This window comes from Sulfitobacter indolifex (assembly GCF_022788655.1).
Lineage (GTDB): Bacteria > Pseudomonadota > Alphaproteobacteria > Rhodobacterales > Rhodobacteraceae > Sulfitobacter > Sulfitobacter indolifex.
Window position 1 is genome coordinate 807367 of record NZ_CP084951.1, and the last position, 15563, is coordinate 822929.

General features: G+C 58.4%; 17 protein-coding genes. 1 reads left to right on the forward strand and 16 read right to left on the reverse strand.

Annotated elements, in window-relative coordinates:
* Nucleotides 1-40: 40 nt before the first annotated feature.
* The 13 genes from DSM14862_RS03970 to DSM14862_RS04030 all read right to left on the reverse strand — a co-directional run bounded on the left by DSM14862_RS03970 (nucleotide 41) and on the right by DSM14862_RS04030 (nucleotide 12242).
* Complete coding sequence (locus DSM14862_RS03970) at nucleotides 41-1348, reverse strand: P-loop NTPase family protein (RefSeq protein ID WP_007119130.1); 1308 nt, start codon at nucleotides 1346-1348, stop codon at nucleotides 41-43.
* 123 nt (nucleotides 1349-1471) lie between these two features.
* Nucleotides 1472-1966 carry a prepilin peptidase gene (locus DSM14862_RS03975; RefSeq protein ID WP_007119131.1) on the reverse strand — a complete coding sequence of 165 codons (495 nt, stop codon included), beginning with the start codon at nucleotides 1964-1966 and terminating at the stop codon, nucleotides 1472-1474.
* A 3-nt stretch (nucleotides 1967-1969) separates the two neighbouring features.
* Nucleotides 1970-2821, reverse strand: a complete 852-nt coding sequence (locus tag DSM14862_RS03980; RefSeq protein ID WP_007119132.1) for a tetratricopeptide repeat protein — start codon at nucleotides 2819-2821, stop codon at nucleotides 1970-1972.
* Nucleotides 2822-2848: 27 nt separating this feature from the next.
* Entirely contained in the window at nucleotides 2849-3451 is a 603-nt protein-coding gene (locus tag DSM14862_RS03985) for a tetratricopeptide repeat protein (protein WP_007119133.1), read from the reverse strand.
* Nucleotides 3451-4428, reverse strand: a complete 978-nt coding sequence (locus DSM14862_RS03990) for a type II secretion system F family protein (RefSeq protein ID WP_167536020.1) — start codon at nucleotides 4426-4428, stop codon at nucleotides 3451-3453. Before DSM14862_RS03990 ends, DSM14862_RS03985 begins: the two co-directional genes overlap by 1 nt.
* A gap of 10 nt (nucleotides 4429-4438) precedes the next feature.
* Complete coding sequence (locus tag DSM14862_RS03995) at nucleotides 4439-5401, reverse strand: type II secretion system F family protein (protein WP_007119135.1); 963 nt, start codon at nucleotides 5399-5401, stop codon at nucleotides 4439-4441.
* Nucleotides 5402-5412: 11 nt separating this feature from the next.
* The gene (locus DSM14862_RS04000; RefSeq protein ID WP_007119136.1) at nucleotides 5413-6888 is read right to left on the reverse strand and encodes a CpaF family protein; all 1476 of its coding nucleotides are present in this window, start codon (nucleotides 6886-6888) and stop codon (nucleotides 5413-5415) included.
* Nucleotides 6889-6911: 23 nt separating this feature from the next.
* Nucleotides 6912-8162: an AAA family ATPase gene (locus DSM14862_RS04005; RefSeq protein ID WP_007119137.1), complete on the reverse strand. Its 1251-nt coding sequence runs from the start codon at nucleotides 8160-8162 to the stop codon at nucleotides 6912-6914.
* A gap of 289 nt (nucleotides 8163-8451) precedes the next feature.
* A complete protein-coding gene (locus DSM14862_RS04010) occupies nucleotides 8452-9129 on the reverse strand; it encodes an OmpA family protein (RefSeq protein ID WP_243254310.1) in 678 nt (225 codons plus the stop codon).
* A 4-nt stretch (nucleotides 9130-9133) separates the two neighbouring features.
* Entirely contained in the window at nucleotides 9134-10570 is a 1437-nt protein-coding gene (locus tag DSM14862_RS04015; RefSeq protein WP_007119139.1) for a type II and III secretion system protein family protein, read from the reverse strand.
* A 203-nt stretch (nucleotides 10571-10773) separates the two neighbouring features.
* On the reverse strand, nucleotides 10774-11634 hold the full coding sequence (cpaB, locus tag DSM14862_RS04020; protein WP_007119140.1) for a Flp pilus assembly protein CpaB: 861 nt from the start codon (nucleotides 11632-11634) through the stop codon (nucleotides 10774-10776).
* A gap of 147 nt (nucleotides 11635-11781) precedes the next feature.
* The gene (locus DSM14862_RS04025) at nucleotides 11782-11949 is read right to left on the reverse strand and encodes a hypothetical protein (protein ID WP_007119141.1); all 168 of its coding nucleotides are present in this window, start codon (nucleotides 11947-11949) and stop codon (nucleotides 11782-11784) included.
* A 110-nt stretch (nucleotides 11950-12059) separates the two neighbouring features.
* On the reverse strand, nucleotides 12060-12242 hold the full coding sequence (locus DSM14862_RS04030; RefSeq protein ID WP_040700935.1) for a Flp family type IVb pilin: 183 nt from the start codon (nucleotides 12240-12242) through the stop codon (nucleotides 12060-12062).
* Between the two features lie 357 nt (nucleotides 12243-12599).
* Here DSM14862_RS04030 and DSM14862_RS04035 point away from each other — a divergent pair, with 357 nt between their 5' ends.
* Nucleotides 12600-13415 carry a lytic transglycosylase domain-containing protein gene (locus DSM14862_RS04035; protein WP_007119143.1) on the forward strand — a complete coding sequence of 272 codons (816 nt, stop codon included), beginning with the start codon at nucleotides 12600-12602 and terminating at the stop codon, nucleotides 13413-13415.
* A gap of 41 nt (nucleotides 13416-13456) precedes the next feature.
* On the opposite strand, the gene DSM14862_RS04040 is transcribed toward DSM14862_RS04035, so the two are convergent.
* The 3 genes from DSM14862_RS04040 to DSM14862_RS04050 all read right to left on the reverse strand — a co-directional run bounded on the left by DSM14862_RS04040 (nucleotide 13457) and on the right by DSM14862_RS04050 (nucleotide 15467).
* Nucleotides 13457-14080 carry a CoA transferase subunit B gene (locus DSM14862_RS04040; RefSeq protein ID WP_007119144.1) on the reverse strand — a complete coding sequence of 208 codons (624 nt, stop codon included), beginning with the start codon at nucleotides 14078-14080 and terminating at the stop codon, nucleotides 13457-13459.
* The gene (locus DSM14862_RS04045) at nucleotides 14080-14784 is read right to left on the reverse strand and encodes a CoA transferase subunit A (RefSeq protein WP_007119145.1); all 705 of its coding nucleotides are present in this window, start codon (nucleotides 14782-14784) and stop codon (nucleotides 14080-14082) included. The genes DSM14862_RS04040 and DSM14862_RS04045 overlap by 1 nt, the downstream gene beginning before the upstream one ends.
* A gap of 95 nt (nucleotides 14785-14879) precedes the next feature.
* A complete protein-coding gene (locus DSM14862_RS04050) occupies nucleotides 14880-15467 on the reverse strand; it encodes a L,D-transpeptidase (RefSeq protein ID WP_007119146.1) in 588 nt (195 codons plus the stop codon).
* Between the last annotated feature and the right edge of the window lie 96 nt (nucleotides 15468-15563).

The window sequence follows — 15563 nt, forward strand, 5'->3', positions numbered from 1 at the left end:
CCAATGTAGTATCGGCAGGCCGTGGGGCCAGCAGCTGGAGCTATTTAACGATCACCTCATCGCGGACGAACATGTTTGCCCAAGCGCGGTCCACCAGATCGGGGTTCATTTGATAGGGGATGCCCTCGAAATCGCAGATGGCGATCATCTGGTCGATTAGGAAGTTTGGTTGATAGTTCGCATAGACGTTGTCGATGGTTGGGTATTTCTCTTTGAGCAGATGAACCAGTGTCGCTTCGTCCAATGGCATGCCGCGTTTGCGTGCGACTAGGGCAAAGATTTTGAGAAAGTTTTCTTGGTTCGGCCCGTCGATCTTGATTTTAAAGAAAATCCTCCGCAGGGCCGCTTGGTCGAAAATCTCATTCGGGTGGAAGTTGGTTGAGAAAATCACCAGCGTATCGAACGGCACCTCAAACTTCTCACCCGATTGCAGGGCGAGGATGTCTTTGCTTTCTTCTAGCGGCACAATCCAGCGGTTGATGATGCTTTGCGGTGGCTCTTGCTGGCGGCCAAGGTCGTCGACGATAAAGACGCCGCCCGTGGCTTTCAGTTGCAGCGGGGCCTGATAGGTCCGTGCCGCGGGATTGTAGACCAAATCGAGCATGTCGAGTGTCAGCTCACCGCCGGTGATGACGGTGGGGCGTTCGCAGCAGACATAGCGGGCGTCATAACGGGTGACGCGGCGCAGTGAGGTGGGGTCTTGGACCTCAGACTCGGCGGCGGAATGCACGATCGGGTCGTAGACGGTGATGACTTGGCCCGCGTATTCGATGGCGCGCGGCACATAGACCTTGTCGCCCAACGCATCTCGTATCCCGTTAGAAATGCTGGATTTCCCGTTGCCCGGCGGGCCGTACATCAGGATCGACCGTCCTGCGGATACGGCGGGGCCAAGGTGGTCCAGCAAGCTGTCGGGCAGCACCAGATGGCCCATCGCCCTGGTGAGTTGCGCGCGGGTGATTTGTAGGTTGCGCACCGACTGGCGTTTGACCTGTTTGCGGTAAACCTCAAGCGGGACAGGCATAGCGCCGAAATATTCCGACTGCGCCAACGCGTCGAGCGCGCGTGCCTTTCCCGCATCGGTCAGCTGATATCCCATCTCATTGCCGCTGGTAGCGCTCAGTGTGCCTGTCGCCTCAAGCAGGCGCTGGCCGCGGGCTTGGTCGACCATTTCTTGCGTGACTTGGATCGGTAGGCACAGTGCCCTTGCCAGATCGCTGACCAATTCGACGTTTTTGCGGAAAATCGTTTTCAGAAGGATGTCGCGCATCATGACGATGGGCAGCTTCATTTCCTCCAGCCGCTTGGGGGCCGGCGGGGCAAGCACGGTGCTGGTCGGGGCGTTCATCAACGGGTTCCTTGAAAGGGCGGGCGGCGGCGCTCGGTCAGACTGTAGGCTAAATGGTGAATATGGCGTGAATATGGACAATCTAATTGTCGTGAAGGGGGCTGTATCAGGGGCCAGACAACCTCAAGCGCCGTAGATCGCCCCCAGGATCAGATAGAGGCCAAGGGTGGTGCCAAGGGCGAGCCCCATGGGGAATTTCTTGGTCTCCTGCCAGCTTTGCCAGTCGGGGGCGAGGCGGCGTAGAGGGGTGTATTTGACCCCTCGGTGCGTGGTGGCGGCGGCCAAAAGGGTCGCCATGAAAAGCATCATCAGCAGACGCAGATCACCTAGCGCGATGAAGGGCGCAGCGGCGGCGGCGAATTTGGCGTCTCCGGCGCCCATAACCCCTGCGGCGTTCAGCACGATGCCGACTCCCAAGACGATGACAAGGCTCAGCAAGCGCCAAAGATAGGTCTCAAAGGGCAGCAGAAACAGCCCCAGCACTACGAAGATCGCAGTGAGCAGTAAGACTGCCTGATTGGTAATGCGCATCTGCTTCATGTCCGTAAAGGCGACATAAAGACAGATCGGCAATACGAAGGGCAGGAACCACAGGGCCGCCATGGCAGAGATCGCCATGGGTTAGCCGTTTTCCAATGCGCGCAGGGAACGGACGGCGGCTTCGAAATGCTGGGGGTGGGTGTCGATCGCTTCGCGCAGCAGGCCTTTGCCGGTCTCCACATCGCCGCGTTTGATCGCGGAAAGCGCCATTGTGTGCAAAAGCTGCGCGCGCTCGGATTGCTCCATCGGCATCACGGGCAGGGTGTAATCGCGCTGCGCGGCACGGGCCATGATGAGGTTGTTCTTGGCGGTGAAAAGCGTGTCATCCTGACGGATCGCTTCGCCGAACAGACGCTCCGCTTCGGCATAGTCGCCACGGGTCAGTTTGGAATAACCCCAGTTGTTCAGTACAGCGGCGGGGGTGGTGGTCAGCCCGACGGCGATTTCATAAAAGCTGTCGGCGCGGCTCCACTGTTCTTTGCTGTCGGCGACCATCGCTTCAAGCCGGTAGCGGGCGAATGTCTCATGGGTGGGGGGGATGCCGTTCAGGACCGTTTCGGCCCGCGCCCAGTTGCCGGAGCGGATCAGCGCATCAGCCAGTTGCACGTTGTCTTCGGGCGTGGCGCCCTCCATCTTGGTGACCTTATCCCATTCACCCACGGCTTCGGTGGTGCGTTTGGCGCGCACGAGCGATGCGGCCAGCCCGCGCTGGTGGTCGACCCGGTCGGGGCTTTCCTTGACGGACCGCGCAAAGTAACTGACCGCCTCATTGGGGTCGGCCACGGTCAGCATCACGTCTGAAAGGTTGGTTTCATCCACCACGTTGACGTCCTTGAAGGCCCGTTCAACGGTGGCGTTCGCGTCTTTTTCACCGCAGCCAGCAAGGGCGGTGACGCCTGCCATGCAGACGGCCAGAATGATTGGATGGCGCATTTTGCGTCCTTTTACTGCTCTGCCTGGTCATGGTGTCGGACGGATCAGGTAATCCCCGCTGCCGCGCCGCACCAATTTATAATTATCCTCATTGACTTCTGTTATAACAGATTTTTCCGTTTTTGCGAGCGCCAAGCGCAGATTGTCCCGGATTGCGTCACTTTCGCCATTGTCGAGCGCATAGGCTTTGCGAAAAATCTGCTCCGCCTCGGCGGTTTGGCCGCTTTCCATCAACACGACGCCAAGGTTGTTCCAGACTTCCGGCCCGGCAGCGTCCTTTTCCACGGCGCGGCGCAGCAGGGTCTCGGCTTGGCCCAAGCGGCCCAGCCCAAGGTTGGCGCTGCCCAGAGCTGAGAGGATTTCGCCGGTCAGCCCATGATCAAGCGCCGCGCGGTTAAAGGATTTGAGCGCCAGTTCATACTGTCCTGCGGCAATAAGCCTGTGGCCCACTTCAATCCCGTCGACGGCCTCTGCACGCTGGTTCACACCGGGGGCAAAAAGGGTATCTGGTTTCTTGTTATCGCCACCCAACGCAGAAAAGCCGCCTGTCGAACAGGCGGCCAGAGCAAGGACCAAGATCGGCCCGATGAAGACGACGCGGGCGAGCCTGCGCCGAATTTTGCCCGTCATTATTTCCCCATCTGTCCCAATTGCGAGATGCCATGTGCCGAGGGGCCGATCAGAATGATCAACAGCGGCGGTACGGTGAGGCCCATTGTGGCAAGGGTCATCTTGGTTGGCAACTTGTTTGCCGCTTCTTCGGCGCGCATCACACGTTTGTCGCGCATCTCTTCGGCGTAGACGCGCAGCGCGTCGGCGATGGAGGTACCAAAGGCGGCGGATTGGATCAGCACTGTCACGAAAGAAGAGACATCCTGCACGCCGCATCGTTCACTCATGTCGTTTAGGACGGTGATCCTGTCCTTGCCGGCTTTCATCTCATAGGCGACCATCTCGAACTCTTCGGCAAGGGCGGGGTAAGAGGCGCGCAGTTCGCGACCGACACGGACGATACATTGATCCAGCGATTGACCCGCCTCGACGCAAACCAGCATCATATCAAGCGCATCTGGGAAGCCGCGGGTGATCTCTTCTTTACGGGAATCAACCCGGCGGCGGACCCAGTATTTCGGCAGATAGTACCCGATCGCACCGGGGCCGATGGCCCACATCATTGTCTGCTGCGTGGTCATCCCTTCGCCGCCGCCCAAGACTTTGGTATAGACCAAACCGCCCACCAACCCGAGGATCCCGAGGGCAAACTGGGCAAAGTAATAAAGCCGGACCGCATCGCGCGAACGATAGCCCGCCTGACGCAGCATCAACTGTTTGGCACTGAGTTCGGCCACGTCCTCAGGCTCAAGAAATTTGGCGAATTTCTGCAATTGCGCGTTTTGGTCGGACTGGCGCAACTGCTGACGCGCTCCGTCAGCCGCAGGCGCAGAACTGGTGCGTTTGAGCTTGGACAGCGGATCTTCGGGCTGGCGCAACATCATCACCAAGGTGAGCGCAACCAAGGTAACGCCCAAGGTGCCGATGATGATGATCAGGCCCATCGGGCCCAAGACCTCGTTGATCTGCTCGTTAAGCTGATTGAGAAATTCCATCATCGGCCTCTCAGACTTTGATATTGGTGAGGATGCGCATCACGAACAAGTTCAGCACAAGGAACATGCCCACGATGAAACAGGCGGGGATGAAGTAGGGGTGATCGCGGACCTCGTCGTAGTAATGCGGATCGCCAAGGTTAATCACGACCAGCGCGGCAAGTGGGAAACCCGATAGGAATTTGCCCGACCATTTTGCCTCGGCGGTGATCGCTTTGACGCGGCGGAACAGGCGAAAGCGGGCGCGGATCACCTTGGCCAGGCCGGCAAGGATTTCGGCCAAGTTGCCGCCAGATTGCTGTTGAATGGTCACAGCGACGGCCAAGAAGCGCAAATCCTGCATGTCGAGCCTTTCAGCCATGTCTTTCAGCGCCTCGCCCAGATCACGGCCATAGGCGGCCTCATCTGCGATCACCCCGAATTCGGAGGCAAGCGGGTCTTGGATTTCTTTAGAAACGATCGAAATGGCGTTAGAAAACGGGTGGCCGACGCGCAGGCTGCGGACCATCAACTCAACAGCATCGGGAAGCTGCTCTTCGATCATCGACATACGTTTACCGGCTTTGTGCGACACCCAAAAGAACACCGCGCCAACGCCCATGACGAGGGACATAAGCGCGCGCACCGACACTGACGTATCAGTGCCAATCGTCAGCCCCAGAAAGGCCACGGCGGCGAGACCAGCCATAATCATCAAAAGTTGCTGCGGCGTGAAAGCAATCGCGGCCTTCTGCGCACGTTCTGACAGCAGGGAATACAGCGGGATCGACTTAGCGTTCATATGCTGCTGCATCTCTTTGCGCAGCTTGTCCAAGACTTCCTCGCGGCGGGCGCCTTTTTCCAGCATCTCAAGGCGACGGTTCACCCGGCTGTTGAGGCTGATGGATTTGCCGAATGCGACAAGGTACAGCCCTTCGACCAGCACCAGAACGCCGATGAAGATCAGACCATAGATGATTGGTTCGGCACTCATTACATCAATCCTTACTGGGCCGCGACCGGTTCGTAGATGGACGCAGGCAGATCATAGCCCCACATGCGGAACCGCTCGGAGAAGTGGCTGCGCACACCTGTGGCGGTGAAATGGCCAATGATCTTGTTTTCCGGGGTCAGGCCGACACGCTGATAGCGGAAGATCTCTTGCATTGAGATTACCTCGCCTTCCATGCCGGTGATTTCCGTGATGGAGGTCATGCGGCGCGAGCCGTCTTGCAGGCGCGAGGCCTGCACGATCAGGTTCACCGCCGAAGAAATCTGGCTGCGCACGGCTTTGAGTGGCATTTCGATCCCGGCCATGGCGATCATGTTTTCCAGACGTGACACCCCATCGCGGGCAGAGTTCGCGTGGATCGTGGTCATAGAGCCGTCGTGGCCGGTGTTCATCGCCTGCAACATGTCGATGACTTCCTCGCCGCGGGTTTCGCCGACGATGATCCGGTCCGGGCGCATCCGCAGGGCGTTTTTCAGACAGTCGCGGGGAGAGACTTCGCCCTTGCCTTCGACGTTGGGCGGGCGGCTTTCCATCCGGCCTACGTGGGTCTGCTGAAGCTGAAGTTCGGCGGTGTCTTCGATGGTCAAGATACGCTCATCATTGGCGATGAACGAAGACAGCGCGTTCAGCGTGGTGGTCTTACCCGAGCCAGTACCGCCGGAGACGATGATATTCAGACGCGTCGCCACGGCGGCCTGCAAATAGGCGGCCATCTCTTCCGAGAAGGCACCGAAATTCACCAGATCGTCGATGCCCAGCTTGTCTTTCTTGAATTTACGAATGGACACCAGCGACCCATCCACCGCGACGGGGGGCACCATGGCGTTGAAGCGCGAGCCGTCTTTCAGGCGTGCGTCGACGTAAGGGTTGCTTTCATCCACGCGACGACCCACCGCCGAGACGATCTTGTCGATGATCCGCAGCAGGTGCTTTTCGTCCTTAAAGGTGATGTCGGTCAGTTGCAGCTTACCGTCGCGCTCGACGAAGATCTGCTGCGGGCCGTTCACCAAGATATCGTTGACGGTGTCGTCTTTCAGCAGCGTTTCCAGCGGACCAAGACCGGTCACCTCGTCATACAGCTCAGAGTTCAACGTCATGCGGTCTTCGCGGTTGAGAACGATGCTTTTTTCCGAGAGAATTTCGACCGCTATGTCGTTGATCTCTTGGCGCAATTCTGTTTCTGAAGCATGTTCCAAAGCGGCAAGGTTGAGGTTGTCCAACAGCGCGCGGTGCAGCTCAAGTTTGATGTCGCTCATCCGCTGCTTGCGCTTGACATCACGGTCTTCCGGCGCTGCTGCTGCGGGCTTGAGGGCGCGGCGCATCGAAGCCGATTTGGCGGCCTCAGCAACTGCGGGGGTGGCTACTGGCGCGGCTTCAACAACCTTGGCGGGCGCGGCCTGTTTGGCTGGCGCCGAAGCTGGGGCCGCTTTCGGGGTCGCGGAGGCTGGTTTCTTATACTTGGAAAACATCGATACGCTCTTTCGCTAGGGGCTCAGGCTGCTTTGGCCTGATCGCCCTTGAGATCGTGGATGGAGCCTGCCAGCTTGGCTATTTCGCGCCGGAGCGGGCTTTTTGGGGCAGAATTGGCGAGCGGGAGGCCGTGATCATTGGCCTGCGTCACCGCCTTGCCGCCATCAGGCAGTTGTACGTCAATCGAGATGCTGAGCGATTCGGCCATGCGCTTGACCCGGCTCTTGGCGCTGAGATCGGTGAACTTGGGCGCGCGGTTCATCACATAGCGCAACTTCTCAAAGGGAAGCTCTTCGGATTGCAGGGCGCGTTTGAAGCGTAGTGCGTTCTGGGCCGAACGCATATCAAGCTCCAGCATAGCGAAATAGATATGCGCGCTGGTCAGTACGGTTTCAGACCATTGCACCAGCGTTGAGGGCATATCCACAATGACGTAGTCGAACTGGTTGCAGGCCATGCTCAGGATACGTTCAACGTCTTCGTTGGTGATGATGTCGAGCGGCAGCATTTCCGCGGGGGCGGTCAACACATGCAGCTTGTCTTCAAAGGTTTGCAGGGCTTGGCCAAAGATCTCTTCGTCCATGGATTGCGTGTCGGACATCATCTCATAGACCGCCTCGCGGCGTTGCAGGTCAAGGAATGTCGCGACGGAGCCAGATTGCAAATCGAAATCCAGCAGGCAGACCGAGGGCGCGTTCTTCTTGTCCGCGTTGGCAAGTTCCCAAGCAAGGTTCACAGCAAGAGTTGTCGCACCGGTGCCACCGGCCAACCCGTGCACCACGATCAAGGCACCGTCTTTGCGCGCGCCAGCTTTCAACTGTGGGGCTGCTGATTCTGTCTCTGCGGCGGGGGCAGGGGGGGCATTCTCCCCTGCGCGAACCCGTGCGATAGCTTGAGCCAACTCGCCTTCGGGCAGCGGATAGGGAACGAATTCGTCAGCACCTTGGCGCAACAGTGAATGCAACGCTGCGGGGGTCATGTCCTCGGCGATCAGGATCACGCGGATATCACGTGCCTTGGCTTGGGTGATGATCTCGCTCATCAATACAAGGTTGTCTTCGTCGGTCTCATCCATAGCCAAGGCTACAAATTCCATCGCCGCGGCTTCGGGTTGCCCAAAGAATGCCAGCGCTTCGGCGAATCCCAGGTCGCCCCAGCTTTCGCCAAGCGTGGCCTCCATATCTTCGATCAAGAGGTCGAAGTTTTGTACATCACGGCTGATTGTGCAGGCAACGATCGGCGCTGCTTCGGGTTGGGGCATACTGTTGCTCATGACCTTTTGTCCTTTACATCAACGGTTTGGCCGGGGGCGGCGATATTCTGTCGCCGCGTCCGCTCTGGCCTCTGCCTCATGCACGGCCTCTGAGCCGGGCACATCTGTCCTTCTGGGTCGAATATCGCGCCCAACTGGGGCGAGATTGGGGCCAAAAAGCCTCCATTGTTGGGTATTGTGAAACGATCCGCGTTTTAGCGCCCTATTGGACATCTCTTGGCGGGTACGAGAAACCCCCGCGACCCAAGGGCACGGGGGTAAATTTCTATTGCAGAAGAGGCCCTTGGCCTTACTCCCCGCCGCTGCCACCAGCCGCAGTGGCACTGGTGCTTAACTGCGAGGGGGGCACGGCGCTGGCCACATACTCGCGATAGATGACCTGCGCATATTTACCATCCAGAAGCATCGAATGGCCGTGCACAAACCCGCTGACCTCGGTCACGGTGCGCCGGTTGCGGCGCTCGCGGCCCTGGGTCACGATCAGGGGCTGTGTTTCACCATAGGAAACAACGGCTTCCAGACGGCTTGGGCTGATCCCCAAGGTCGAGAGGTAGCCGACCACCGCCTGCGCGCGGCGCATACCCAAGGCCCGGTTATAAGCCTGCGAGCCGACCAGATCGGTGTGGCCATAAACGCGGAAGCGAATCTCAGGGAACTGGCGGATCCATCCGGCCTGTTGGCGCAAAACGGCCTGTGCAGTGGCGTCCAGCTGGGCGGAGTTAAAGGCGAAGGTCACGGTAGAGCCGACTTCGTTGGCGAAACGGTTCGCCAGATCAAAGGTCACACGCTCCTCGCCCGTCATAACCTGCCGGTTGTGCAGCGTGGCATTGCCGAACTGGCCTGTGTCCACAACCGAGCCGGCTTCGCGGTAGAACTGTGTATAGACTGGATCGTTGCTGGGCGCGCAGGCGGTGAGCCCGGCGAGGGCCGCGGTGCCAGCGATCAACGTGATATGTCTGCGTGTCATCGGATCAATCCAGTACATAACCGTAGGAGCCGCGGAAGTCCTGCTTGGCCACTTCGCCCGCCGCACCTCGGGTCGGAGTGCGGGTGCCGTCGGCGGTGCGCCCGTGCAAGAAAAGGTCTTTCTCGGAGGGCGGCTTGATGCGGTCCGTGGGCAGTACCAGCGCTTCGCTGCGGGTTGGCGTTACCAGATGCGCGGTGACGATGATCACCAGCTCTGTCTGGCTGCGCTGATAATCCGCTGAGCGGAACAGCGCGCCCAGCACTGGCACATCGCCGATCCACGGCAGTTGCCGCGTGCTGTCAGTAAAGTCGTCGGTCAAAAGCCCGGCAATGGCAAAGCTTTCGCCATCGCGCATCTCAACCGTGGTGGACGTTTCGCGGCGGGTAAATGCTGAAATCTCAATCCCATTGCCCAGGGCGATGCTGTTACTCCCGTCGATGGCCGACACGGCGGCGTTCATCTCAAGGTTGATGATATCTTTGTCCACGACGCGTGGAATAAAGGCGAGCTCAACACCGAAGGGTTTGAACTCCACCGCGATGGTGTCACCTGTTTGCGCGACGGGAACGGGGTATTCCCCCCCGGCGAGGAACTTGGCCTCTTGCCCCGACAGCGCGACGAGGTTCGGTTCCGCCAAGAACCGCACAACGCCTTTTTCTTCTAGCGCTTCCAGCAAGATGCCCACTTGGGTCGAACCCGCGTTAAAGCCAAACAGCACCGCGCCCGCGTTCTGGTTGGAAGAGGGGATCGTGCCGCCAAGAGAGGAAGCAACCCCGCCAGATGAATTGGTGCTGCCTGTCCCACCGTTGATGCCGGTGCCGCCGATCGCGCCATTGATCGCAAGCGAAGAGCCCAGCGATTTGGACACGTTACGCTGCATTTCCGCAAAGCGGACCTTCATCATCACCTGCTGGATACCGCCAACGCTCATTAGGTTGCTGACCCGCTCAGGCGCATAGCGTTCAGCCAGATCAAGCGCGCGTTGCAAGCGCTGTGTCGAAGACACGATGCCCGACAGCACAATGCCATCATTGGCCGTGCGCACTTCGATCTTCTCACCCGGAAGGATCTGGCGCAGCCGTTCTTTAAACTCGGATACATCCGCAGCCACGCGAACATCGACGTTGGTGATCAATTGCCCGCCAGCGTCCAACAGCGTCAGCGTGGTCAGACCCGGGGATTTGCCGAGCACATAGATGGTGCGATCAGACAGCGAAGAGATATCCGCGATGCCAGGGTTGGCAATGCTCAATTCCGCAAAGGGGATGTCGCTTTCGACCACCACGGCGCGGTTCATCGGAACATCGAGACTGGAATTCGTGCCGCGTTTCACAACCCGCAGCGTGTCGGCGCCAGCAGAGCTGGGCAGGGTCAATGCCAGTGGCATCGCGCCCAGAGTCAGCCCCAATAGGGCTGCTTTTAGAAATCTATCGATTTTCATGTGACCTGCCTTTTTGATCACGCCTCGGGATGGGTCTTTTCGCCCTCGTTTGGCAGCACTCTGAGGCAATTCGAATTTTATTGCAAGAATCAAGCTCTTCGCGGGTGCTTTGCATGTGGGCAATTCGCAACATAACTTGAAATGGAAAGACGCCGCAGAGGCTGCGACGTCTTTGCTTAGCATAGCAAGAGGGTGTCATCAGGTCAGTTTGTGCAGGGGATCTGAAGTTCGACCACCTCAGCGCCGCGACGTGTGCGGATCGTACAAATCTTCTCTTTGGCGACCTCTGCGATGGTTTCCTGCATCTCAATCCCAAGAAGCGACCGCTGATCGACCTCAATGGCTTCGGCCACGGTATCGTCATTGGTGCCGACCAAGGAGAGAGACAGTTTGCCGGTCGACTGCGCTTGGGCAAGGGCGGCGACCTGTTGGGGTTTCACGGCTACGGTCACGGTCTTAGCGATTGAGGCTTCCTCCATCACCAGCGCATCGGCGCTTTGGTCGATGGCGATCAGTTGCACAGCTGATTCGATCAGCTTGGTTACGTCGCCGTTGCTGGATTGGTTGCCCACGTTCACGCGGCCCGTCCAGTAAACATCGACCCGGTCGCCGGGGCGCAAGAAGCCCGACACACCGCTGGAGACATCCACCTTGATGGTAAAGGCGCGCATGCCGCGGGCCAGGCGCGAGGTCAGACCCGAGTCTTCACCCGGCTCCGTCACCTTGACGGCCATGATTGCTTCATCTTTTTCGATATTGCGCAGGACAATGCGGTGGTCCTTGGTGTTTTCAGGAAACAGCAGGGTTTCCTCAATAAAACTGCCCTCGGGGATCGCGTTCTCGGGCCAATTTACGGCGCGCACATCCTCGCGGGTCAGGGGCTGCCCATATTTAAGCGGCTTTTCGGCCACCCAGACGGTTTGTGTTGGCACCACTTGCGCCAGCGCGGCCTGCGCCTGTGCATTGGCTGCTTGATACTGAGAAATCCGGTCTTTCGCCAGATATACGGCCCCACCGGCAAGTGCGATACCTACCAAAAGAACCAATCCAAATACGGCCCGCATGTTGTCACCTCTTTGCTATGGAAGCGGGTCTGAGCCCGCTTGTGTCAAAGGCAGAATAGCTGCCGATTATGACGAGAATTGGTCGGCACAGCGGCGATGCGATGATGCCTGCCGTAGCGAATATCGGTCTTTAGAAGCTTACCGCTGTCAGGAGGTCATCTGTACCTGAATGTACTCCAAGAGTTCACCGACACTGTTGGAGAAGACGCCAAGTAGCAAAATAGTCATACCGATCAGGAAGGCGGTTAGAACGACCCAATCAACGCTCACCGCACCACTCTGGTCGCTTGCAAAACCTTTGAAAAATCTGGGCATAACTATTTCCGTTTGATAGCGGTTTGTGAGAATAAGCTAGGGCCGCACCCTGGATAGGGAGGCGGCCCTAGCACTTTAGGCGGCTACAAAAGTAGGACTGTTAACACAGCTTATGGTGCGCGCATCTCACCGGAAATATCACCAGCAATCTGGCCTGTAAGCAGTTCTGTGTTTTCACCGATGGTGCTGAAAGCAACAATTGCCAAGCCGACGATCGCAGCGGTCAGAACGACCCAGTCAACTGTCACGGCACCGTCTTCGTCATTGCGGAAGTTTTTGATAAAGTTCATCATGTCATGTCCCTCCAAGGATCACTGAGTAAAGGTTTTAACCTCGCCGTCCGGTTTGCCTCGCTCTCTCATTAAGGCTGTCCGACTTGGTATGACCCTATATAGCCCTGCGATTGGGGCGCGAATTTGGCAGCAAATGTGACTTTTACCGTTCTGGCATGTTTTTCTTTGAAAATGGCTTCAACGTCCTGTTTCCATTGAGTCTAAAGGCGTTTTGAGGTCGCTTTTTAGCGTGTTTTCCCGGGTTATCGGCGCAATTGCGGCGAAATCGCCACGATCCCCGTCTCAATCGCTGGCCCGATTCCCCTTTTCATGAGATATTGCCAACCAAAGGCGCGTCAGACGCAAGGTAGAGCAGGCATGTATCGTTTATTGGCACTTTGGCTGATCATGGCCCTTTCGGCCCCCGCCACTTGGGCAGAGGGGCTCGCTCCTTTTCCCGAGTTCTCGGCCAAACGGGTCGCGCCGCCCAAAAAAGGGGCCAAGCGCATCACCGTACAGATCGACCCGGCTGCCCGTGCCGCCGCCGCTGCCAGGGTTGAGACAGGTCCAGCCGTGGCGGCCACGCCTTCAGGTGCCATCGCGCCTTTGAACGCAGGTCAGTTTGATTGGTTCTGGGATAAAGTCTCTCCCGCTGCTGATTTGGGCGGGGCAGGGCGGCTGGCGCCTGCCATGGCCGTGCTTTCCACTGGCAAAGTGCCCGCGCCGCGTTTGCAACATCTACAAGACATCGCTCGCAGCAATGGTGTGGATATTTTGCGTGCGACAGTCGGCACGAAAGTTTCTCCGGCACTCGTCTTGGCGGTGATCAGCGTTGAATCCGCTGGGCGCACCGATGCAGTGAGCCGGGCAGGGGCTGCGGGGTTGATGCAACTGATGCCCGATACCGCTGCACGTTTCGGCGTAGGCGATAGTATGATCGCGGCGCAGAACATCTTGGGCGGCGTCAAATACCTCGATTGGCTGATGGGAGAGTTCGACCGTGATCCGATCCTCGTACTTGCGGGCTATAACGCGGGCGAGGGGTCGGTGCGCAAACACGCGGGCGTGCCGCCCTTTGCTGAAACGCGGGACTATGTGCCAAAGGTACTGGCAGCCTTCCAAGTGGCGCAGGGGCTTTGCCTGACACCGCCGGAATTGATCAGCGATGGGTGTGTTTTCGCGGCGATGAACTAACGTCGCAGTGGCGCCCCGGCGGATGCCGCCGGGGGCTTTGTCTAAACGATGGTGGCGTCTGTCGCGGCGCGCAACTCATCCTCCGTCACGCCATCGGCGCATTCGACGATGCGCAATCCACCTTCGACCACGTCAAGCACACCAAGGTTGGTGATGATCCGGTCAACCACGCCTTTGCCGGTCAGCGGCAGGGTGCATTCTTTTAGTAGTTTGGACTCACCGGCCTTGTTCTGATGATCCATGACAACGATCACCTTGCGCACGCCGGCAACAAGGTCCATCGCGCCGCCCATGCCTTTGACCAACTTGCCGGGGATCATCCAGTTCGCCAGATCGCCGTTCTCGGCCACTTCCATCGCGCCAAGGATCGCCGCGGCGATCTTACCACCGCGGATCATACCGAAGGACATGGCGCTGTCGAAATAGGCTGTGCGGCTCAGTTCGGTGATGGTCTGCTTGCCTGCATTAATGAGGTCGGGGTCTTCTTCGCCCTCAAAGGGGAAGGGGCCCATACCCAGCATGCCGTTTTCCGACTGCAGGGTGATGTCCTTGTCGCCCACGTAGTTCGCCACCAGCGTCGGAATGCCGATGCCGAGGTTCACATACATGCCGTCTTCGAGTTCTTCCGCTGCGCGGGCGGCCATCTGATCTCTATCCCAGGGCATTAGGCTTCCTCCCGCTTGCGTGTTGTGACCTTTTCGATCCGTTTCTCGTGATCGCCTTGGATGATGCGATGCACGTAGATGCCGGGCAGATGGATTTTATCGGGGTCGAGGCTGCCGCGGGGGACGATCTCTTCGACCTCAACAATGCAAACCTTGCCGCACATGGCCGCAGGCGGGTTGAAGTTGCGCGCGGTTTTGCGGAACACGAGGTTGCCGGTGTCATCGGCTTTCCATGCTTTCACGATCGACAGGTCGGCAAAAATGCCCTCTTCGAGGATGTAATCCTCACCGTGGAATTGCTTCACTTCCTTGCCCTCAGCGATCTGGGTGCCGACGCCGGTCTTGGTGTAGAAACCCGGAATGCCCGAACCGCCGGCGCGCATGCGCTCGGCCAATGTGCCTTGGGGGTTAAACTCAAGCTCCAGCTCACCGCTCAGATACTGGCGCATGAACTCGGCGTTTTCACCGACATAGGAGGAGATCATCTTTTTCACCTGCCGCGATTGCAGCAGAATGCCGATGCCGAAATCGTCGACGCCCGCATTGTTGGAGGCAAAGGTAAGGTCTTTGGCCCCGTTATCCTTGATCGCCTGCAGCAGCAATTCAGGAATGCCACAAAGGCCAAAGCCCCCGGCGGCGATCAGCATGCCATCCGACAAGACACCTTCCAGTGCCTCAGCGGCGGATCCATAGATTTTGTTCACGGGCGACCTCCCTCTGGTTTCGTTGCGCCATATGTGACCCTGCGTCGTCGCAGTGTCAATTACGTGGTGCTACGCAGGGAGGCCGCCCGAAAGGGTCAGATGATACGCACTTGTGTGCCGACCGGGCACATGCCGAAAAGCTCTTCGATCTTTTCATTATAGAGACCGATACAGCCGTCCGAAGACCGACGCCCGATCTTGCGCGTGTCATGGGTGCCGTGAATGATGTACGCAGGCCAGCTGAGGTACATCGCATGGGTGCCCAGCGGGTTGTCGGGGCCGGGCGGCATGTATTTGTAATGCGGGAAACGCTCCATCATCGAAGCGGTCGGTGTCCAATCCGGACCCTCTTTCTTGCGCACAATCTCGGTATAGCCGCGTTTGGTCAGCTCTTCGGTGGCAGGCACGGATGTCGGGTAGACCTTGTAGGTCTGGCCATCGGCGCTCCAGTAATGCAACGCGCGGCTGATCGTGTCGGCAACGATTGCGCCTTGACCGAGGCTGTCGAAATGGTCCTGCCAGCGTTGCGTGGCAAAGCTAGACGCATTGCGCGACACTGGCGCTTCGTTGGAAAATTCGCGGGCCGATTGGCCGAATTCCTGCGCGCGCAGGATCTGCGGGGTCATCAACGCCGCACCGCTGGCGGCGATCACGCCGCGTCGGGTAAATTTAATGCCTGACATATATCTGCCTTTCATACTGGTCTTGCCGTCTGCCCCTGATCCGAAAATCGAAGGTAAATGGCAAATCACATATTCATGATGCTGGATGTGACGGTG